Genomic DNA, 20,080 nt, shown 5'->3' with positions numbered 1-20,080 from the left:
GGAAAACGGTTTTTCGGTTACTCGTCGCTCGACTCGATGACGTCGACGACCGGCCCTTCCTCGATTTCTTCATCCCCGTCGCCGCTCTCGCTGGGCGTCGGCAGGAACGGCGCGATCAGCGCGGCGACGGCGAGCAGCAGGCCCGCGTAGCGCGTGGCCTCGACGTACCAGTCTTCGGGTTCGAGGTCCTCGGGGTTCTCGTAGCCCGCGAGCATCGAGCGGGCACAGATGTCGAGCAGTTTCTCGGGGACGGCAGCGCCGGCGACGCCGGTGACGAACGTGAGGGCTCTCAGGAGCATACACCGGTATGACGGGCTACGAACACGAGGCATTTGTGGTTCCGGCGGCGTCGCTGGACGGCGGGAGAAACGGGAAAAGTCGAAGCGTTACTCGTAGAGCAGCGCTTCGTCGGGGCGCTCGTAGTCGATCAGCTCCGCTTCGTCGAAGAACAGCTCGATCTCGCGCTCGTTCGAGCCCGGATCCTCGTGATCCGAGGCGTGGATGACGTTGCGGCCCAGATCCAGCCCGAGGTCGCCGCGGATCGTGCCCGCGGGCGACTCGGCGGGGTCGGTTTCGCCGACCATGTGGCGGACCTGTCGGGTGGCGTCGCCGCCCTCCCAGACCATCGCGAAGACGGGCCCGGAGGTGATGAAGTCGACGAGACCCTCGAAGAACGGCTTGTCCTCGTGCTCGCCGTAGTGCTCCTCGGCGAGGTCACGCGGGATCTCGATGAACTTCCCGGCGACCAGCTTCAGGCCGCGCTCCTCGAAGCGCGAGACGATTTCGCCGATCAGCCCGCGCTTGACGCCGTCGGGCTTGACCATGACGAACGTTCGCTCGCGCTCGCTCATTCCTCGTCCTCGTCGGCGTCGGCGGACTCCGCGGACTCGGCCTCGTCAGCCTCCTCGTCGGATTCCGCTTCGGCGTCCTCAGCTTCTTCGGATTCCTCGGCTCCGGATTCGGCCTCCTCGGCTTCCTCCGCTGCTTCGGACTCCTCTTCCTCTTCTTCCTCGGCGGCCTCCTCTTCGGCTTCAGCTTCTGCTTCGGCCGCTGCTTCGGCCTCCGCTTCGGCTTCTGCCTGGTGGTGGCCGCCTGCTTCGGTCCACTCGAGGTCTCGGGGCTCGCGCCCGAGGTCGGCGTTCTTCTCGCACTTCGCCGAGCAGTAGTGGACGACGCTGCCGTTCGTGTGGACGAACATCGTGCCCGTACCGGGCTCGACGTCGTCGCCACAGTAGTCACAGGTTCGGTTCTGGGGCATTAGGCACCTCCGATGGAGTCGGCGTCACGCTGAGTCTCCCGGAGCTGGAGGATGTCGCCCTCGCGCACGGGACCCAGCACGTTCCGCGTGATGATGCGACCCTGGTTCGAGCCGTCCTGAATGCGGCACTTGACCTGCATGGCCTCGCCGTGCATCCCGGTCTTGCCGACGATCTCGATCACCTCGGCAGGCGTTGATTCCGTGCCGCTCTCCTCTTCTGCGCTCATAGGTTATCGGAGTTCCTCGACCTTCTCGGAGATGTCCTCCACGTCGTCCTCGGCGTCACCGGCGTCGACGATGCCGGCGGCGGCGCTGCCGACCTCGAGGCCGGCGGCGTGACCCAGGTCGTCCTGAGTCTCGACGAAGACGACCGCGATGCCCTTCTCCTCGGCGAGTTCGGGCAGGTGCATGACGATCTCCTCGGGCTGGACGTCCTCGGCGACGAACACGAGGTCCGCGTTGCCTCGCTCGACGGCCTTGGTCGTCTCGTTGGTTCCTTTCTTCACGGTGCCGGTGTCCCGGGCGACCTCGAGCGCGTCGAGCGCGCGGTCGGCGAGGTCGGCGGGGGTCTCGTAGTCGACGTAAACTGGCATTGTTGTAGTACCTCGTCCTGCCTGCGGGCTCGACTGCCCCACCGGAACCGCGTCCCTAGCGGTGGGGAGTATCATCAACCCCGGACAGGCTTCGACCATCGGTTCGCCAGCCCCACGTAAAAGCGTGTTCAAACTCCCGGGACCGTGTCAGCGCCCGACACGGGAGCCGAAACGGGCAAACCCGGGGCGGGCAAATCGGCTGGCATGACCCTCTCCTCGCTCGCGGCTGACCTCCGCGCGGAGGCCGCGCGCGCGAACGAGCGCCGCGCACTCGTGCTCACGGGCGACGCCGACGCCACCCGCGCGGCCGCCGTCGACGCCATCGAGGCCGCGGGCCTCCCCATCCCGGACTGTACCGCGGTCTCGGCTGCCGAGGACTGGCCGTTCGAGCATGTCGGTCCAAGAAAGTCTCGCGAACTCCTCGGCCGAACGCAGCAGGCGGTCGTCCTCGACGGCCACGACGAGTGCTCGCCCAACGCCATCGGCCGCACCGTCGGCGCCGTCGATGGCGGCGGTCTCTACATCCTGCTCGCGCCGGATCTCGATTCGTGGGCGGAGCGCCACGACGCCTTCGACGAGACGCTCGCCGTGCCCCCGTTCGGCGTTGACGACGTAACCGGGCAGTTCCGTCGCCGACTCGTCGCGACGCTCCGGGAACACCCGGGGATCGCGATCTGCGACGTGGACGAGAACTACGACGGTCCGGAGGAAAACGCCGTCGAGATCCAAGACGACGGCCTGACAGATCCGTGGCCTGCGCGCCCTCGCGAACCTCCCGAACCCCCGGAGGGTGCCAGCTTCCCGGACGACATCTACCGCGCCTGCGAGACCGCCGATCAGGCCGACGCGGTCCGCGAACTGGAAGCGCTCGGGAACACCGCCGCCGAATCCGCACCGGCCGTCATCGTCGAAGCCGACCGCGGCCGCGGGAAGTCGAGCGCCGCGGGCCTCGCGGCAGGCGCACTCGCTCGCGAGGGGCGGGACGTGCTCGTGACCGCGCCGGACCGCCGCGGCACGTATGAACTGTTCGCCCGCGCCCGGGAACGGCTGGAAGCGGCCGACGCGCTCGCCGGCGCCGGGGAGAACCGAATCGCCGCCGACTCGGGGGGTTGCGTCCGATTCGCCCGACCCCCTGAAGCGGCCGACCTCCCGGACGACCCGGATGCCGTCGTCGTCGACGAAGCCGCGGCGCTCCCCGTCTCGCTGCTCGAACGGTTCCTCGACGGCCCGCCGGTCGCGTTCTGCACCACGGTCCACGGCTACGAGGGCGCGGGTCGGAGCTTCGACGTGCGCTTCCGGAGCAGCCTCGCCGACTCGGAGCGCGAGGTGATCGACATCCGGCTTGACGAGCCGATCCGGTACGCCGCCGGTGACCCCGTGGAGTCGTGGGCGTTCCGCGCGCTGCTGCTCGACGCCCGGCCGCCCGTGGACCAGTTGGTTGCTGACGCCACCCCGGAGACCGTCGAGTACGAGGAACTCACCCCCGAGCGCCTGCTGGCCGACGAACATCTGCTCCGGGAGGCGTTCGGCCTGCTCGTGCTTGCCCACTACCGGACCGAACCGGACGACCTCGTACGCCTGCTCGACGCGCCAAACCTCACCTGCCGCGCGCTGCTGCATGAGGGTCGGGTGGTCAGTATCGCCCTCTTGGCCCGCGAGGGCGGCCTGTGCGAGGCGACCCGGGAGCGTGTCTACCGCGGCGAGCGCGTCCGCGGGAACATGCTCCCGGACGTGTTCACCAGCCAACTCCGCGATCAGGACGGCGGCGAGCCAGTCGGCTACCGGGTGATGCGCATCGCGACCCACCACGCCGTTCGCTCGGGTGGGCTCGGCTCACGCCTGCTCGGCGAGGTCGAGGCGGAGTTCCGCGCAAGCGAGGGACGAGATGCCGACCTCCGGGGCGAGCAGGTCGCCCACGCCGGCCGACAGGGCGCCGGCGAGCGCGTCGACTACCTCGGCGTCGGCTACGGCGCCACACCCGAACTGCTCGATTTCTGGGCCGGGAACGGCTACCGGACGGTCCACCTCTCCACCACGAAAAACGACGCCAGCGGTGAGCACTCCGCGCTGATGGTCCGACCGCTGACCGACACGGGCGCCGACCTCGCAGGACGCCACGCCACGTGGTTCCGCGAGCGTGCGACGGGCGTGATCACGGGCCCGCTCGCGGGCGTCGATCCCGACGTGGTCCGGCGTGCGCTCCGGGCGGTCGACGACGAGGCGGTTCCGGCGGAGGCGGGACTCTCCGAGCGCGACTGGCGGGTCGTCGTCGACGCCGCCAACGGGATGGGGAGCTACCACGCCGCGCCGGCGGCGTTCACCGAACTGGCGCTGCGGGAGCTGATTCTGGGCGAGGCCGACCTCGACGCCGAGGCGGAGCGCCTCCTAGTCGAGAAAGTGCTCCAGAACCGCGAGTGGGAAGCCGTCGCCGACGATCTGGATCACGTCTCGACGCGGATGACGATGCGGGCGTTCGGCGACGCCTGCGAGCCACTGGTCGAGGCCTACGGGACGGCAGCGGCGAAGGCGCACCGCGGGTACTGGGAGTAGGCGATTTCGCCCCGAATGGGGAGCTACTAATGCCCGCTCACAGTTGCAGTCCGTATGGAACTCCCACCCTTCGAACTGGAGCGCTGGCTCGACGAGTACGAGCCAGAGGCCGACCTGATGCTCGCCGAGAGCGGCGTCCGGAGCCTCCCCGTCGACCGGTTCGACCTCGACGTGGGCGAACTCGGCTACGTCATCCCCACCGACGGCGACCCCGAGTTCCGGGCCGATATCGCCGAGCGCTACGGCCGCGACGCCGAGGAAGTCGTCCTCACCTGCGGCACGCAGGAGGCGGACTACCTCACGTTCATGGCGCTCTTGGACGAGGGAGACCACAGCGTCGTCATCTCACCGACCTACCAGTCCCTCGCGAGCGTCCCCGACGCCGTCGGCGACGTGACCGAGGTCCGAACCGAGCCGCCGGAGTGGGAGCTATCCGTCGACGCCGTCGCCGACGCGATGCGCCCCGAGACGGAGTTGGTCGTGCTCACGAACCCCAGCAACCCCACTGGGAAGTACCTCGGCCCGGAGACGATGGCGGCGCTGTACGACCTCGTCGCCGAACACGACGCCTATCTGCTCGTCGACGAGGTCTACCGGATGCTGGCCGAGGAGCCCCACGCCCCCGCCGCGGCGCTCGGCCCGCGAGCCATCTCCACGGCCGGCGTTTCGAAGTCCTACGGCCTCGCCGGCGCGCGGGTCGGCTGGGTCGTCGCCGACGAGGAAATCGCCGATGAAGTCCGGAAGTGGAAGGACTACACGACCATCTCGCCGCCACTCGTCGGGCAGCACATCGCCCGGCAGGCGCTCGGCGAGCAGGAGGCCGACATCCTTGAGGCGAACCGCTCCCATGCGCAGGCCAACAAGGAGCGCGTCGCGGAGTTCGTCGAGCAGTACGACCTCGACTGGTTCGAGCCGACGGGTGTGAACGCCTTCCCGACGATTCCGGCGGGGTTCGAGAACGGCAAGGAGTTCTGCCGGACGCTGTTCAAGGAAGAGAGCGTGGTGCTCGCACCCGGCGAGGTGTTTGGCTACCCGGACCGCTTCCGGATCGGGTTCGGCCTCCACACCGAGGAACTGGAGTCGGGGCTCGAACGCATCGGCCGGCACATCGAGAACAACCGCTGAGTGAGCGGCCGCCGATTCAGAGGCCGCTGCCGCCCGCGCGGCTGGCGTCGACATCGATGGCGTCGACGGGGCAGACGTCGACACAGAGCATGCAGTCGATACACTGGTCCTCGAAGGTGGGTTCGACTTTCCGGTCGCTCTCGGGGTGGTCGGGCGTGTCGACCCACGTGAACACGTCGACGGGGCAGTCCTCGAGACAGGTGCCGTCGGCGATACAGAGGTCGTAGTCCACGGCGACGTGGGTGCCGTGGATGCCGAGCTTTTCCGGCGGGTCGACGGGGCCCCAGACGGTGACGGCGGCCTCGTCCTGGTCCTCGCCGCTGGCGGCCGCGGCCTCCTCACCCTCGACACGCTCGCGGTGGGTGTCGAAGTTCGGGTCGATGGGCATGGACGTATCTCCCGTCGCTCCGCATAAGTATTCGCTGGTGCGTGCGCCCGGGTTCTTGTACGCCGGCCGCGTTCGCCCGAACATGATCGACGCCGTGTCCATCCTCGCGCTGGCACTGCTCGTGCTCGCGGTGGTCGCGAGCGGCGTGCCGGGCGTGCCCGCCGGGCTGCTCGCGCTGGCCGGCGTCTACGTCGAGTACCTGTTCGGGTCCGGCGGGATGACGCTCTGGCTCCTGTTCAGCTTCACCGTCGTCGGCATGCTCGCCGTCGTCGTCGACCTGTTCGGCGGCGCCGTCGCCGCCCGCGGCCGCGGTGCGAGCACGCAAACCTCGCTACTCGCGGGCGGCGCGGGGCTGGTGCTGTTCTTCGTCGCCGGCCCCATCGGCGTCGTGGTCGGGATGTTCGCCGCGGTGTTCGCACTGGAACTCCGTCGGGAGGACAGATCCGTCGAGGAGGCGTGGGACAACGGCCTCTGGGCGACTGCCGGGATGCTCGCCTCCGGCGTCGCGGTGTTCCTGCTCGTGGCGTCGATACTCATCGGCTACCTCGTGTTCGTGCTCTGGTTCGGAAACGGGCTGTAGCGCCGCGGGGCGTCCTCACCCGGCCATGACACTTTTGCGAGCCTCGACCGAACCTCCTGACGATGACGCCACACCACATCCCGAAGGGGGTCACGCTCGACACCCTCCGCGAGATCATCGCCGGCTGGGCTGATGTCGGTGCGGCGACGGCGCCACAGTACACCTCCGAGGTCGAGGACGTCGTCAGTGTCTCCGACGCCGTCGGCCGACAGACCCGGTTTCTGGAGGATATCGGCGTGCTCGAACCCCACGGCCAGCAGCGACAGTTGACCGATCTGGGCGTGGAGTTAGCCGACGCGCTCGCCGCCGCCGACACCGAGACAGCGAAGTCCCGGGCCCACGACGCGCTCTCGGGCTGGGAACTCACCGAGGATGTCCGCGGCGTCCTCGAGAGCAACCCGATGGCCGAGTCGGAACTGGTCCCCGTCGTCGCGGACCTCGCGGAGCAGGACCTCGACGACAGCCGCGTCGACACCGGCGTCTCGACGCTGCTGGACCTCTACGAGTGGGCCGGCCTGCTCGAACGCGACGCCGACGGGCGATACCGGCTCCCGGAGAGCGAAGCCGAGTCAGCGGGCGACGAGGAGCCCTCCGAGGTCGAACGGGCCAAACGGGCCGCCGAGGGCGCCGCCGCGGCCGCCGAATCGGCGGAGGCAGCCGTCGAGCAGGCCGGCGCCGAACCCACACCCGAGGCAGCGCATATCGAGGAGATGATCGAAGAGGTCGCCCAGCGCACGGTCGCGGAGACCGCCCGCGAGACGGCCGAGGCGGTGGCCCGCGAGACCGCCGTCGAGGCCGCCGAAACCGCCGCGGCCGAGATAGCCGAGGGGATCGCCGCGGACGCCGCCCGACAGACCGCCGAGGAGGTAGCCACCGAGGCGGCGTCGAAGACGGCCCACGACGTAGTCGAGGACGCGGCGGCGGATATCGAGTCGGTCGCCGCCACCGCCGAGGAAGCCGCCGAGACGGCCAATGAGGTGGCCGAGACGGTCGAAACCGAGCGCGTCGAGGAGACCGCCGAGGCCATCGCACGGGAGGTGGCCGCCCGAACCGCCCACGAGGTGGCCCGCGAAGCCGCCGAGGAGGCAGCCGCCAAGACAGCGAAGGAGATCGCGAGCGACGTTGCCGAACCCGTTGCGCAGGAGACGGCCGAGGACGTGACTTCGGCGGTCACGGAGACCGCTGAGGTGGAAGAGTCCGAGACCGCCGGGACGCCCGCGGAAGCCGGCGAGGGCGACGCCGAGGACATCGAACGGGCGACGCAGGAACTGACTCGGGAGCTGCTGGAGGGCGTCGATGGGCTCGAACTCACCGTCGGCGACGACGGCGTCGAGATCGAGGTCGACGAGGGCTCCGGCATCGAGGTCACGCTGGACAGCGACGCCGACGTAGCGGACCTCGATCTGCCGGAGGGGGTCGAGATCACGTCCAGTGACGGCGACTCCGACCTCCGCCCCGACGGCGGCGAGCAGTCCGCCGCCGAGGAATCCCCGGTCGAACTTACGCAGGAAGACGACACGGTCCGCATCGACATCGACGCCGGCCCGGGGATCACGCTCTCTATCGACAGCGAAGCGGACGGTGGGGGGACCGAGGAAGCCGCGGACGGTGAGAAAGCAGGCGAAGCGGGAGCCCCAGACGGCGAAAGAGCGGCCGAAGCGGGAGCGCCAGACGGCGAGGAAGCAGCCGAAGCGGGGGAAACGGAAGTCGAACGAGACGCCGAAGCGGAGGCAACGGCAGCCGAGGAAGCAGCCGAAGCGGAGGCGGCGGATGAGGCGCAAGCCGGTGAGGGGGCCAGCGACGAAGCCGAATCAGCCTCGAGCGCGCTCGAGGGGATAGATCTCTCCGATGTCGAGGATCCCGAGGCGTTGGTCACCGAAATCGTCGACGCCGCCGAGGCGGCCAAGCAGGCCGCCGAGGAGGCCAAAGACGCCGCCGAAGAGGCCAAAGACGCCGCCGAAGAGGCTCAGACCGCGACCCACCAGGCCGACGGCGCAACCGCAGCCGACGGGGCTGGGGGAGAGCCACACGCGCTCTCGGTGAATCTCGACCTCGATGCCGACTCCGGCGACTTGGAGCGGATCGTTCGCGGGATCAAGGAAGGACTGACCGACGAGGAGGCGTCTCAGTAGCTATCGAGCACGCGCTCGACCGACTCGGCCACCCGGAGCAGGAAGCCGTCGGCGCCCGGGGGGCCGACCAACTGCAGGCCGACAGGGCGCCCGGCGACCTGACCGCAGGGGATCGACACCGCTGGCGCGCCGGTGGCGTTGAACGGCGCCGTGTTCTCGACGGTGTCGAGCACCGAGGGGCCGCCCTCGCCCGGCACCGCGCCGAAGGAGGGCGCCGGGATCGGCGTCGTCGGCATCGCGAGCACGTCCGCTTCGGTGAACAGTGCCTGCTGGCGCCGGATCGCGCGTCGGCGAGCGTCCCAGGTCCGGCCGTACGCGTCCGGCGCGCGCGAGTGGAGTTCCCGCCCCGCCTCGATCAACGACGCAACGCGGTCCGGGAGCGAGTCGGTCCGCCGGTTCGCGCGCCGGAGCGCCGCCCGGAGGTCGGCCCGCTGGCCGTTCCCGAGCAGGTAGCCGTGTTCCAGCAGCGCCGCGAACTCCACGACCGTCTGGGCGTCGTTGGCGTCGACGGCCGCCTCCGCCTCGGGGAACGTCACCGCGCCGACCTCGGCGTCGAGTTCTGTCACGCAGGCAGTCAGTGCCGTCTCTATCTCGGCCTCGACGGCCGGCGCCGCAGCCGCCATGAACTCCGAGGCGACGCCGAGGCGAAGCCCCGAGGGCAACCGCTCCAGGTCCTCCACGAACGAGAGTCGCGTGGGCGCCGTCAGCGAGTCGGGGCGGGTCGCCTCGCGGCCGGCGACGGCCTCCAGCACCGTCGCGGCGGTCGCCACGTCGTCGGCGAGGATCCCCACGTGGTCGTTCGAGGGCGAGAGCGGGACGACACCATCGGTCGGCACCAGCCCGTAGGTGGGTTTGAAGCCGACCACGCCGGAGAACGAGGCGGGGATCCGAACGCTCCCGGCAGTGTCGGTGCCCAGTGCGGCGTCGACAACGCCGCCCGCCACTGCTGCGGCGCTTCCGGAGGAGGATCCGCCGGGGACGTACCCCTCGACGGCGGGGTTCTCGGTTCGGCCGCGGGCGCCCGACTCACCGGTCGTGCCGAACGCGAACGGGTCCATGTCGGTGGTGCCGACGACCGCGGCCCCGGCGGCCCGCAGGCGTTCGACGGCCACGGCGTCGACGTCCGGCGTCCACTCGAAGCAGTCGGTGCCGCAGGTGGTCGTGACGCCGCCGACGGCGATGTTCTCCTTCACCGCGAGGTCGAACTCAGCGAGGGGGCCTTCGAGGGGGGCGTCGGCGATGAACGTCTCGGCGAACGCGTCGTAGGGGTCGGCCCGGTCCTGGGGCGTCGGTTCGGCGAACGCGCCGGCGACGCTGTCGGTCGGGAGCGCGCGAACCCGGTCGAGATACTCGTCGACCCGATCCTGGCACTGCGGCGGGTCGGGACGGTCCATACTCCCTGTTTCAGACGTACGTATAAGGGCTGTTTGGCCGCGGCCAGATGGGCGGCCCACAGCCCGTTGGGCCCCCTCCCCGCCGGCTGTTCGACCAACGCGTACGCTACGAGTCACCGGAAAAGCGAAGCTGACTGTGCCATGGTTACACCTGCCACGTCATTTTTCCCGCTCCTGTCCCAACGATGCTCCATGGATGTCGACACGGCGATCAAAGAGGTCGACGAGGCGATCACCAAGGAGATCGGCGAGAAAGACGAGGGGTTCCACGAGGGACTGCGGGCGGCGCTGTCGGCCGTCAACGAGGCCGCCGGCGGCGCGGCCGTCGAGGACCTCACCAGTTTCGTCGCCGGCCACGTCCGCGAACACGCGGATCGGCCCGCCCCAGTAGCCGTCGACCAACGCGCCGCCGAAGTGGTCCGGGAGCACGACGCCGAACTCCCCGAGAACTCCTACCTGCGGAACGCTTGAGTCGGCGACCCACACCGCCGGGAGATTTTTGCCGTCGGGAGTGCTCGCTTTTCGACGTGTTCCCCACTCGTCGCCGCGGTATGCGTGCGCCGTAGCGACGGGTGGACCCTTCTCGACGCCGCCGGGCGGTCACACGCGCGGCGGCGCCCGCTGGCGAAACCCTGCCGCGTTCGGGCATCGTTCGATTACCGAAACCGGCGGGCTTTAGGCCCGCATCGACAACTGAAAACCAGATGAGCCACGAGTCGTTCCCGACCGACCGTCCCGCGGTGGTGACGTGTGGACTGCCGTACGCCAACGGCGACCTCCACATCGGCCACCTCCGGGGGTACACCGCGGCCGACGCGCTGAACCGTTCGCTCGGAAAGATCGGCCAGCAGACCGCCTACGTCTGCGGGTCGGACATGCACGGCACCCCCATCGCGGTCGAGTCCGCCAAGCGGGGCATCAGCCCCGAGGAGCTGGCGATGCCGGTCCACGAGAAGTATCAGGAGACGTTCCCGAAGTTCAACGTCGAGTTCGACAACTACGGCCGCACCAACGACGAGACCAACACCGAACTCACCCGCGAGTTCGTCGAGGAACTCGAGGAGGCGGGCTACGTCTACGAGGACGAGATCCTCGTGGCGTGGGACCCCGAGGAGGACCAGCCACTCCCCGACCGCTACGTCGAGGGCACCTGCCCGTACTGCGGCGAGCAGGCCCGCGGCGACGAGTGTGACGAGGGCTGTGGCCGCCACCTCGAACCCGGCGAGATCGAAAACCCCGTCTCGACGCTGACGGGCAACGCCGCGGAGTATCGCGAGCGAGAGCACAAGTACTTCGCCGTCTCCGAACTCGCGGACTACCTCACGGAGTTCCTCGACCGCCTCGAGGGCACCTCGAACGCCCAGAACCAGCCCCGCGAGTGGATCGAGGAGGGCCTACAGGACTGGTGCATCACGCGGGATCTGGACTGGGGTATCGATTATCCGGAGGAGGAGGACCTCGTGCTCTACGTCTGGATCGACGCCCCCATCGAGTACGTCAGTTCGACCAAGCAGTACTCCGAGCGCGTCGGGAAAGCGGAGTACGACTGGGAGGAGGTCTGGGGGAGAGATGGCGGCGACGGCGGCGAGATCGTCCACGTGATCGGCCGCGACATCATCCAGCATCACACCATCTTCTGGCCGGGGATGCTCCACGCGACGGACCACGCCGAACCGCGCGCGGTCTGTGCGACGGGCTTCGTCACCATCGACGGCAAGGGGCTCTCGACCAGCCGTAACCGCGCCATCTGGGCCGACGAGTACCTCGACGAGGGGTTCCACCCGGACCTGCTGCGCTACTACCTCACCACGATGGGTGGGTTCCAGCAGGACCTGGACTTCACCTGGGAGCGCTTCCAGGAGCGCGTCAACGGCGAACTCGTGGGGACGGTCGGCAACTTCGTCTACCGCTCGATGCTCTTTGCGGCGCGGAACTTCGGCGGCACGCCCGACGCCGAGGTCAGCGACGACGTGCAGGAGCACATCGACGCCGCCGTCGGCCAGTTCCGCGACGCGGTGCAGGAGTACGACGTCCGCGGCGCCGGCGACGCCGCCGTCGAACTCGCGCAGTTCGGTAACGAGTACATCCAGCAGCACGAGCCGTGGCAGCTGGAGGACGGCAGCGACGAGCAGGCCCAGGTCATCCGCGACTGCCTGCAGATCGCCGTCGCCGTCGCGGTGCTGCTCGAACCGATCTGCCCGGAGAAAGCCGAGACGGTCTGGGCCCAACTCGACGTCGACGGCGATGTCCACGCCGCCGAGGACGACGCGGTCCACGCCGAACCCGGCGCGTTCGAGGAGCCCGACGAACTGTTCGAGAAGATCGAGGACGACCGCGTCGACGAACTCGACGCGGCGCTGGAGGAGAAGATCGCGGAAGCGGCCGCCGAGAACGCGGACGAAGCGGAGACCGAGGACGAAGCCGATGAGACCATGGACGCAAGCGACATCGAGCCCCTGGCCGACGAGCGTATCGACTTCGAGACGTTCGAGAGCCTCGACATCCGGGTGGGCCGGATCGAGTCCGCCGAGGGGATCGAGGGCGCGGACAAGCTCTCCCGGCTGGAGGTCGACATCGGCGCCGAGACCCGCCAGATCGTCGCGGGGCTGAAACAGCTCCACGATATGGACGAGATCGAGGGGAAGACGGTGATCGTGCTGGCGAACTTAGAGCAGGCCGAACTGTTCGGCGTCGAGTCCAACGGGATGGTGCTTGCGGCGGGCGAGCAGGCGGATCTGCTGACGACCCACGGCGACGCCGAGCCGGGGACGAAAGTGCTCTAGCGGGCGTACTCCGCCCCAGCCGGTCTTTTAGTTACTCGTCCAGCAGCCGGAACATCCCGTCCGGGATGTGGTCGACGCCGAGGGCGTCGGTGCCGCCGATGGCGTGCAGCGAGCCGAACAGTTGGTCCATCCCGTCGAGCGTCTCGGCGTCCCAGTCCCGGACGACCATCTCCCGCCAGCCGTCACGGACCGCGCGGACGATCGCGGGATCGTCGTAGCTCATCAGTCGTTCGCCGACGACCTCCCACGGCTCGTCGTCCTCGACGAGGCGGTCGACGGTCGCGCGGTACGCGTCGGCGAACGCGCGGGCGGCGTCGCCGTGTTCCGCGAGGTACTCCTCGCTGGTGAGGAACGTCGATATCGGGAGCTTGTTCTCGGTGCCCGAGAGCGTCTGGACCAGCCGCGACATCGGGAGCACCTCCTCGTAGGGGCCCCGCTCGGTGATCTCGGGGATGATGGGCCAGAACTGGAGCACGGCGTCGACCTCGCCGTCGTGGAGCAGCCGGGTGAGTTCGACCTTCGAGCCGGCTTCGACGGGCGTCGCCGCCTCGTCCGGGTCGAAGCCGTGGGCCTCGCGGCAGGCGGCCCGCACGAGGATCCAGTTCTTGTCGAGCCGGCGGACGACGCCGACGTCCTTCCCGCGCAGATCGGCCAGCGAGTCGATGTCGCTGTCCTCGTGGGCGACCAGCCCCCCGACGGTCCGGCCGTAGGGGTGGAAGGCGACGATGGGCGCGCCCTCGGCGCGCTCGCGCGCCGTCGAGATGTAGTCGATGTCGATCAGGTCGGCGTCGCCGTCCTGGAGTTTCGCTTCGACGGTCTCGACGCCGCCCTCCAGTTCGTCGGACACCAACTCGAAGTCGAGGTGGAAGCCGTGCTCGTGGTCGAGGCCCAGCCGCTTCATCGTGTAGAGCATGTAGCGCGGGCTGCCGTTGTGCTCGAAGCGCGCCCGCATCACCGGCAGCCCCTCGGGGTCGCCGTGTTCGGCGTCGATGGCGGCCTGCTGCTCCTCGATACCCACGGTCAGTCACCCCCGTCGGCGACGATGCCGGAGATGTCGGCGGCGTCGTCGACCAGTTCGCGGCGCTGCATCCAGCGCAGGTGTTCGTCGAGTTCTTCGCCGGTGGCGAGTTGAGGCACCGAGTACTCCGGCACCGTTAGCTCCTCGCGGACGGCGTCGAGGTCCACCTCGGCGAACAGGTCCGGCGCGAGCGACTCCTCGGCGCGCAGCATCGAGAGGTACTCCTCGCGGTAGCGATCCGGGTGGGCGTTGATCTCCCCGACGGCGCGGCCGTAGGCCCGCATGAACGCCGCGAACGTCTCGCGGTCCAGGTCGTCGTCGCCGACGATGCCCATGTGGTTCTCGAAGGTCAGCACGCGCTCGAACCCCAGCCGCTCGGCCAGCGTGCTGTGGGGTTCCAGCAGGGTGACGGCGTCGACGTCGCCGTCGTACAACGCCCGCAGGCGGTCGGTCGGCATCCCGTGGTGGACCAACTCTACGTCCTCGGGCGCCACGTGCTCTTCCAGCGCCCGCATCGCGGTGTACTCCTGCCCGGTGCGTTCGTTGATACCCACCGGGAGCCCAGCGAGGTCGGCAGGCTCCTCAACGTCGTCACGTCGGGTGAATACACTGTAGGGCTGGTCGGCGAAGGTACCCTTCGCCACCACGCGACCGTCGTCCATCTCCCACGTCCGCTTGAGGCTCTCCCACTTGCAGACGGGGTAGACATCGACGCCGTAGTCGTCGGTCAGGCGCTCCTCGGCCGGGATGTACTTCCACTCCACGTCGCTTCGCTCGCGCTCGACCAGGTCGGCGTCGAGCCCTTCGTCCGCGAAGTAGCCGCGCTCGCTCGCCACCCGCTGGGGGAGCATGAACGAGAACGGGAGGTGAAACAGCCGGAATCGGTCGTCGTCTGACATGCGGATCGCCGTTCCGCCGGTCAATACATAAAGGTTAGTTGAGAACCTTTATACTTAACCGGGCAGCAACTGCGGTCGAACGCCACATGGACCGAGTGACTACGGACGACCGTTCGCCATCGACCGTCGCCGAGGGGGTCTCCCTCGCGGATCTGGCGCGGGGCGAACGGGCGTCGATGAAGTTCTGGCGCGTCGAACCGGGATCGACCCTCCCCACCCACAGCCACGGCAACGAACAGATCGGCTACGTCATCAGCGGCGCACTCACGGCGGTGCTCGCCGACGGCACGCGGCCGCTGCCGGCCGGCACCTCCTACGCGTTCGAGAGCGGCGAACTCCACGGCGCCGAGAACCGTGGCGACGAGCCAGCGATGGGCATCGGCGTTCTGTCGCCGCCGCGGGACGCGCCCGACTGGGGAGACGGGGGTGAGTGATGGAGGGAGTCGATCACATCAACGTCGACATCGACGACCTCGACGCCTGCTTCCCGTTCTACCGGGACACGCTCGACCTGACTGTCGACCGGCCGCCCGCCGACTTCCACGGCGAGCACGCCATGTTCACCGCCGGCGACACCACGTTCACGCTGGTCGAGACCGGCCGAGCGGACGGCTGGACGGCTGACGCGCTGGCCCACCCGCTGGACAAGGGCCACGTCGCCTTCGAGACCGACCGCGCGGGCTACGAAGCAGTGATCGACCGCCTCGACGGCCAGTTCCCCAAACAGGGGCCCTACGACTGGGGCGAGACGGAGGGGTTCTACTTCCTCGACCCGGACGGGAACCTCCTCGAAGTCGTCACCCGCGAGCCAGCGCCCGCTGACGTCGACCGCACCCTCCTGACACACGACGACGTGTAGCCGAACGCCACGGCTTAGTTCCCCTCCCGCGAACGGCCCTCCATGCGCATCGAGTACGACCGCGACACCTGTATCGGGATGTTCCAGTGCGTCGCCGAGTGGGACGCCTTCGAGCGCGATGAGGACGCCGGCAAGGCCGTGCTCGTCGATGGCGAGGAAACTGAGGAGGACCTGTTCGTCCGCGAAGTCCCCGAGGGGGCCGAACTCGACGCGAAGTTCGCCGCGCGGGCCTGCCCCGTCGACGCCATCCGCGTCTACGACGACGACGGCGAGCAGATCGTCTGAAGCCGTCGAAACTACTCGCGTTTCAGTTCCACCTCGCTCGCCGAACGCTTATTCCCGAGCGCGCCCCAGTATCGCCAAATGGCGGCCACCGACGATGTCGGCCGGATCGACCACCCGCTGCTGACGCCCGGCTTCCTCGAGCGTCGGCTCTACCAACTCCAACTCGCCGGCACCGCACAGGAGGCCGACACCCTCGTCTGCCTCCCGACCGGGCTTGGCAAGACGACCGTCTCTCTCCTCGTGACTGCCGAGCGACTGCAGGAAGTCGGCGGCAAAGCCCTGATGCTGGCCCCAACCAAACCGCTGGTCCAGCAGCACGCGGAGTTCTACCGCGAAGCCCTCCAGATTCCGGACGACGAAATCGTCGTGTTCACCGGCGAAGTGAGCCCGGACGACCGCGCGGAACTCTGGGAGTCCGCGACCATCGTCATCGCCACGCCGCAGGTCGTCGAGAACGACCTCGTCGGCAACCGCATCTCGCTGTCGGACGTGACCCACCTCACCTTCGACGAGTGCCACCGCGCGACCGGCGACTACGCCTACGTCTACATCGCCGAACGCTACCACGCCGACGCCAGCGATCCGCTCGTCACCGGGATGTCGGCGTCGCCCGGCGGCGACGAGGAGGAGATCCTCACCGTCTGTGAGAACCTCGGGCTCACAGAAGTCGAGGTGATGACCGAGGACGACGCCGACGTGGCGGAGTTCACCCACGACACCGACGTGCAGTGGGAGCGCGTCGATCTCCCCGAGGAGATCCTGGAGATCCGGGACCTCATCAACGAGGTCATTACGGAGCGACTGGAGGACCTGAAGGAACTCGGCGTCACCAAGGCGACCAGCCCGGACCTCTCCCAGAAGAAGCTCAACGGGATGCGCGCGGAACTCCAGAAGCTGATCAACAACGACCAGAGCGAGGGGTACCAGGGGATGAGCACCCACGCCGAGATCATGAAGCTCCGGCGGGCGGTCGAACTGGTCGAGACCCAGTCCGTCGAGTCCGTCCGGCGCTACTTCGAGCGCCAGCGCGAGGACGCCCGCTCCTCGGGCGCGTCGAAGGCCAGCCAGCGCATGGTCAGCGACCCCCGCGTCCGCCGCGCGATGCGGAAAGCCGAGAAGTACGACGGCCTCCACCCGAAGTTCTCGCAGGCACGGATCCTGCTCGCTCAGACGCTCGGTATCGGCGAGGGCGAGCGCGTCATCGTGTTCACCGAGTCCCGCGACACCGCCGAAGCCCTGACTGAGTTCCTGGGCCAGAGCTTCGAGACCCGGAAGTTCGTCGGCCAGGGCGACAAGCAGGGCTCGGACGGCATGACCCAGACCCAACAGCAGGAGCGCCTCGACCAGTTCCGGAACGGCGAGTTCGAGGTGCTCGTCTCCACCTCCGTCGCCGAGGAGGGGCTTGACGTGCCCGAGGTCGATCTGGTGATGTTCTACGAGCCAGTTCCGACCGCGATCCGTTCGATCCAGCGGAAGGGCCGAACCGGCCGACAGGCGGAGGGGAAAGTGGTCGTCCTCCTCGCGAACGACACCCGGGACGAGGCGTTCTTCTGGATCGCCCGCCGGCGCGAGCAGGAGATGGAGGACGAACTTCGGAAGCTGAAAGGCGTCGCCGAGGAGGTCGAGGATGAACTCGACGACGCCCAGCAGGCGCTCTCGGCGTTCGACGGCTCGCCGGCACAGGGAGCCGGCGAGGACGGCGGCGGCGACGGCGATGGGGAGGCCCGGGCGGAGCGCCTCGATCCGGGGCTCACCGACTTCGCGGAGGAGGATGGTGAAGGGGAGGACGACGAGAACGAGGACGGAACCGAAGGTAGTGCCGAACCCGCGGAGGGCGTCGTCGCCACCGCCGACTCGGACCCCACGGAGGACGTAATCGAGGTCGTCGCCGACCAGCGCGAACTCGACTCGCCAATCGCGAAGGAACTCTCCCGGCGCGAGGGCGTCCGGACACGGCTCGAAACCCTCGAAGTCGGCGACTACGTGCTCTCGGACCGCGTCGCCGTCGAGCGCAAATCCGTGTCTGACTTCCTCGACACGCTCACCGGCGGCGACCGCTCGATGTTCGAGCAGGTCGGCGACCTCTCGCGGGCGTACGCCCGGCCCGTGGTGATCCTCGAGGGCGATGACCTCTACGGCGAGCGCAACGTCCACCCCAACGCCATCCGCGGCGCGCTCTCCTCGCTGGCTATCGACTTCGACGCCAGCGTGCTCCGGACCGAGGACGAGGACGACACCGCCGACTTACTGGAGGTCGTCGCCGGCCGCGAACAGGAGGAGAGCGACCGCACGGTGTCGGTCCACGGCGAGAAATCCGGCAAGACCCTCGCGGAGCAGCAGGAGTACGTCGTCGGCAGCGTCGCCGACATCGGCCCCGTCACCGCGCGAGCGCTACTGGCGGAGTTCAAAACCGTCGAGGCGGTGATGACCGCCCGGACCGAGGACCTGCTGGAGGTCGCCGGCGTCGGCGAGGTCACCGCGGATCGGCTGCGGGAGGTCGTCGGGAGCGAGTACACCGACTGACGGCGCGTGACCGGCGAGCAGCGTCGGATGCTCGCTCGGAGCGGATGCCGTCGTCGTGTTACACCGACTGACGGCGCGTGACCGGCGAGCAGCGTCGGGTGCTCGCTCGGAGCGGATGCCGTGACTGTGTGGCCTGCCGGGATCTCCGTATCCCGGTTACGGAATCCACCCCGCCGCCGTGTGCTTCGCATACCCCCCGTCTACCGTTCCAGCGCTTCTAGCGCTTCTGCCGCTTCCTTCGACGCTTCGAGCCACTGCTTGGCCGTCCGGGGGTCGGTCGCCTCGTTGGCCTTCCGAGCACTCCGGGTCACCGCGCGCTGGAGTTCGGCGCGCGGATCGGCCGCCGTCGACGGCTCCGGCGAACGGGCCGCCTGCGTCGGCTGGTCGTCGACGGAGCCACCCTGCTGTGGCCGGGTCGTGGTAGGCGTGCCCTCGACATCTGGCTGGGAGGCTGCGGTTTGGGTCGGGGCCTCCTCGGTCTGCTCGGCAGTCTGCCGGGCAGCGGGTGGCTGCTGGGGCTGGCGTTCCTGCTGCTCGGTGGCGGACTGTTGCTGAGCGGTGGTCTGCTGTTCGGCCGCGGCCTGCTGCTGTGCCGCGCCGTCGGCGCCGCCGCAGGTGGGACAGAACGTCTCCCCGCCGTCGCGGAACAGCGGGTCGCCGCAGTTGTCACAGTGCTCGTTGGTCATCGTCGCGCCCTGCAACAGGAGTTCGCTCATGCGCTGGGTCTCCTGTCGCTTCTCCTCGTCTTTCTCGAGTTTCTCGCGGAGTTTCTCCCGCTCGGCCTCCTTGTCGAACTCCTCGCTCATGGCTGGCCGTTAGGGCTCCGTGGTGAAAAGGCGTGGCAGTCCGGCGCCGTCGCTACGCGGGTGAAAACACGGGAACTGGGCGTGTGCGGCTTAGAACGGGGCCTGGGGGCCTTCGTCCGATTCGCCGTCGTCGTCACCCTCGCCCGGGAACGTCGCGTTCATGCTGCTACTGCTGCCGGTGCCGCCCATGTCGCCGTCGGCGCCGGCGCTCATGCCGGTGTCGGCCTCGACCTTGTCGATCTCGGGAATCTCCTTGACCATCCGGGACTTGATCGCCTGAATCGTCATCGGCGAGATCCCACAGCCCGAACACGCGCCGCCGAGCTGGATGTGGACCACACCCTCCTCGCGGTCGAGATGCGTGATCGAGGACGATCCGCCGTGCATCTGGATCTGCGGGAAGTTGCGCCGCAGGAAGTTCGTGATGCGGTCGCGAAGGTCGTCGCCGGACTGGCTCTCCGTGCTCATACTCCCGCTTGGTGAGCGGGCGGCTTATGCCTTTGGTTCGACACCCCCGGTCCGGCCCCTGAAACCTCGCTCAGTCGCCGTCTTCGGGCCGCTCGACGCCGAACAGCTGGTGGAGCTGCGCGGCGATTTCGTCGGTGTAGCGCGAGAGCGTCTCGGTCACGGTGTCGGCGTCGACGGACACCGCAGTCACCCGTTCGGCGGGGTCCTCGGGCAGTTCGATCTCGAAGCGGCCGTCGACGAACTGCGGTTCGGACTCGTTGAGCACCTGCTGGTCGAGCGCGTGGATCAGGTCAGAGTCGAACTCGTCGGTCATCTGGTCGAACGCGTCCTTGTAGGCCCGCTGGAGTTCGGCGAAATGCTCGCGGTACTTCTCCTCCTCGAACGTCTCGGGGTCGAACTCGGTCATCGCTCGTGGTTCG

22 protein-coding genes are annotated in these 20,080 nt (G+C 68.9%); 10 read left to right on the top strand and 12 right to left on the bottom strand.

Annotated features, from left to right (window positions below):
- Positions 1 to 17 precede the first annotated feature (17 nt).
- From J2753_RS03110 to rpl7ae, 5 genes are all read right to left on the bottom strand, one after another.
- Positions 18 to 299, bottom strand: a complete 282-nt coding sequence (locus J2753_RS03110; protein WP_209490363.1) for a hypothetical protein — start codon at positions 297 to 299, stop codon at positions 18 to 20.
- A gap of 87 nt (positions 300 to 386) precedes the next feature.
- Positions 387 to 851 (bottom strand): nucleoside-diphosphate kinase, encoded by a 465-nt coding sequence (gene ndk / locus J2753_RS03105; protein ID WP_209490361.1) that lies wholly within the window; start codon positions 849 to 851, stop codon positions 387 to 389.
- On the bottom strand, positions 848 to 1,258 hold the full coding sequence (locus tag J2753_RS14655) for a 50S ribosomal protein L24e (protein ID WP_345777168.1): 411 nt from the start codon (positions 1,256 to 1,258) through the stop codon (positions 848 to 850). The genes ndk and J2753_RS14655 overlap by 4 nt, the downstream gene beginning before the upstream one ends.
- Complete coding sequence (locus tag J2753_RS03095; protein ID WP_049979819.1) at positions 1,258 to 1,485, bottom strand: 30S ribosomal protein S28e; 228 nt, start codon at positions 1,483 to 1,485, stop codon at positions 1,258 to 1,260. The genes J2753_RS14655 and J2753_RS03095 overlap by 1 nt, the downstream gene beginning before the upstream one ends.
- A gap of 3 nt (positions 1,486 to 1,488) precedes the next feature.
- On the bottom strand, positions 1,489 to 1,851 hold the full coding sequence (rpl7ae, locus tag J2753_RS03090; RefSeq protein ID WP_054583460.1) for a 50S ribosomal protein L7Ae: 363 nt from the start codon (positions 1,849 to 1,851) through the stop codon (positions 1,489 to 1,491).
- A gap of 204 nt (positions 1,852 to 2,055) precedes the next feature.
- Between rpl7ae and tmcA the strand changes: the two genes are divergently transcribed.
- Both tmcA and J2753_RS03080 read left to right on the top strand, forming a co-directional pair.
- Entirely contained in the window at positions 2,056 to 4,401 is a 2,346-nt protein-coding gene (gene tmcA / locus J2753_RS03085) for a tRNA(Met) cytidine acetyltransferase TmcA (RefSeq protein ID WP_209490359.1), read from the top strand.
- A 54-nt stretch (positions 4,402 to 4,455) separates the two neighbouring features.
- Positions 4,456 to 5,526: an aminotransferase class I/II-fold pyridoxal phosphate-dependent enzyme gene (locus J2753_RS03080; RefSeq protein WP_209490357.1), complete on the top strand. Its 1,071-nt coding sequence runs from the start codon at positions 4,456 to 4,458 to the stop codon at positions 5,524 to 5,526.
- Between the two features lie 16 nt (positions 5,527 to 5,542).
- Here the strand turns inward: J2753_RS03080 and J2753_RS03075 are convergent, their stop codons facing one another.
- Positions 5,543 to 5,914, bottom strand: a complete 372-nt coding sequence (locus J2753_RS03075; protein WP_209490355.1) for a 4Fe-4S dicluster domain-containing protein — start codon at positions 5,912 to 5,914, stop codon at positions 5,543 to 5,545.
- A gap of 82 nt (positions 5,915 to 5,996) precedes the next feature.
- Here J2753_RS03075 and J2753_RS03070 point away from each other — a divergent pair, with 82 nt between their 5' ends.
- A complete protein-coding gene (locus tag J2753_RS03070) occupies positions 5,997 to 6,494 on the top strand; it encodes a DUF456 domain-containing protein (RefSeq protein WP_209490353.1) in 498 nt (165 codons plus the stop codon).
- A gap of 62 nt (positions 6,495 to 6,556) precedes the next feature.
- Positions 6,557 to 8,626 carry a hypothetical protein gene (locus J2753_RS03065; RefSeq protein WP_209490351.1) on the top strand — a complete coding sequence of 690 codons (2,070 nt, stop codon included), beginning with the start codon at positions 6,557 to 6,559 and terminating at the stop codon, positions 8,624 to 8,626.
- Here J2753_RS03065 and J2753_RS03060 read toward each other — a convergent pair.
- Positions 8,620 to 10,020: an amidase gene (locus J2753_RS03060; protein ID WP_209490349.1), complete on the bottom strand. Its 1,401-nt coding sequence runs from the start codon at positions 10,018 to 10,020 to the stop codon at positions 8,620 to 8,622. The two genes, J2753_RS03065 and J2753_RS03060, sit on opposite strands and share 7 nt — an antisense overlap.
- Before the next feature lie 192 nt (positions 10,021 to 10,212).
- Between J2753_RS03060 and J2753_RS03055 the strand changes: the two genes are divergently transcribed.
- Positions 10,213 to 10,491 carry a hypothetical protein gene (locus tag J2753_RS03055; RefSeq protein WP_209490347.1) on the top strand — a complete coding sequence of 93 codons (279 nt, stop codon included), beginning with the start codon at positions 10,213 to 10,215 and terminating at the stop codon, positions 10,489 to 10,491.
- 233 nt (positions 10,492 to 10,724) lie between these two features.
- Positions 10,725 to 12,803 carry a methionine--tRNA ligase gene (gene metG, locus J2753_RS03050; protein ID WP_209490345.1) on the top strand — a complete coding sequence of 693 codons (2,079 nt, stop codon included), beginning with the start codon at positions 10,725 to 10,727 and terminating at the stop codon, positions 12,801 to 12,803.
- A 31-nt stretch (positions 12,804 to 12,834) separates the two neighbouring features.
- Here the strand turns inward: metG and J2753_RS03045 are convergent, their stop codons facing one another.
- Positions 12,835 to 13,821, bottom strand: a complete 987-nt coding sequence (locus tag J2753_RS03045) for an ABC transporter substrate-binding protein (RefSeq protein WP_209490343.1) — start codon at positions 13,819 to 13,821, stop codon at positions 12,835 to 12,837.
- Positions 13,822 to 13,823: 2 nt separating this feature from the next.
- A complete protein-coding gene (locus J2753_RS03040; RefSeq protein ID WP_209490341.1) occupies positions 13,824 to 14,720 on the bottom strand; it encodes an ABC transporter substrate-binding protein in 897 nt (298 codons plus the stop codon).
- Positions 14,721 to 14,806: 86 nt separating this feature from the next.
- Here J2753_RS03040 and J2753_RS03035 point away from each other — a divergent pair, with 86 nt between their 5' ends.
- From J2753_RS03035 to J2753_RS03020, 4 genes are all read left to right on the top strand, one after another.
- A complete protein-coding gene (locus J2753_RS03035) occupies positions 14,807 to 15,154 on the top strand; it encodes a cupin domain-containing protein (protein ID WP_209490339.1) in 348 nt (115 codons plus the stop codon).
- Positions 15,154 to 15,579: a VOC family protein gene (locus J2753_RS03030; protein WP_209490336.1), complete on the top strand. Its 426-nt coding sequence runs from the start codon at positions 15,154 to 15,156 to the stop codon at positions 15,577 to 15,579. The genes J2753_RS03035 and J2753_RS03030 overlap by 1 nt, the downstream gene beginning before the upstream one ends.
- 42 nt (positions 15,580 to 15,621) lie before the next feature.
- Positions 15,622 to 15,864, top strand: coding sequence for a ferredoxin (locus tag J2753_RS03025; RefSeq protein ID WP_209490334.1), 243 nt, complete (start codon positions 15,622 to 15,624; stop codon positions 15,862 to 15,864).
- Positions 15,865 to 15,942: 78 nt separating this feature from the next.
- Positions 15,943 to 18,387, top strand: a complete 2,445-nt coding sequence (locus J2753_RS03020; protein ID WP_209490332.1) for a DEAD/DEAH box helicase — start codon at positions 15,943 to 15,945, stop codon at positions 18,385 to 18,387.
- A gap of 200 nt (positions 18,388 to 18,587) precedes the next feature.
- On the opposite strand, the gene J2753_RS03015 is transcribed toward J2753_RS03020, so the two are convergent.
- From J2753_RS03015 to J2753_RS03005, 3 genes are all read right to left on the bottom strand, one after another.
- Positions 18,588 to 19,193 carry an Sjogren's syndrome/scleroderma autoantigen 1 family protein gene (locus tag J2753_RS03015; protein WP_209490330.1) on the bottom strand — a complete coding sequence of 202 codons (606 nt, stop codon included), beginning with the start codon at positions 19,191 to 19,193 and terminating at the stop codon, positions 18,588 to 18,590.
- A 90-nt stretch (positions 19,194 to 19,283) separates the two neighbouring features.
- On the bottom strand, positions 19,284 to 19,661 hold the full coding sequence (locus tag J2753_RS03010; RefSeq protein WP_209490328.1) for a NifU family protein: 378 nt from the start codon (positions 19,659 to 19,661) through the stop codon (positions 19,284 to 19,286).
- A gap of 70 nt (positions 19,662 to 19,731) precedes the next feature.
- Positions 19,732 to 20,067, bottom strand: coding sequence for a DUF5783 family protein (locus J2753_RS03005; protein WP_209490327.1), 336 nt, complete (start codon positions 20,065 to 20,067; stop codon positions 19,732 to 19,734).
- Positions 20,068 to 20,080 lie beyond the last annotated feature (13 nt).

Source organism: Halolamina salifodinae (genome assembly GCF_017874235.1).
Taxonomy (GTDB): Archaea; Halobacteriota; Halobacteria; order Halobacteriales; family Haloferacaceae; genus Halolamina; species Halolamina salifodinae.
This window is presented reverse-complemented; position numbering and strand designations above follow the sequence as displayed.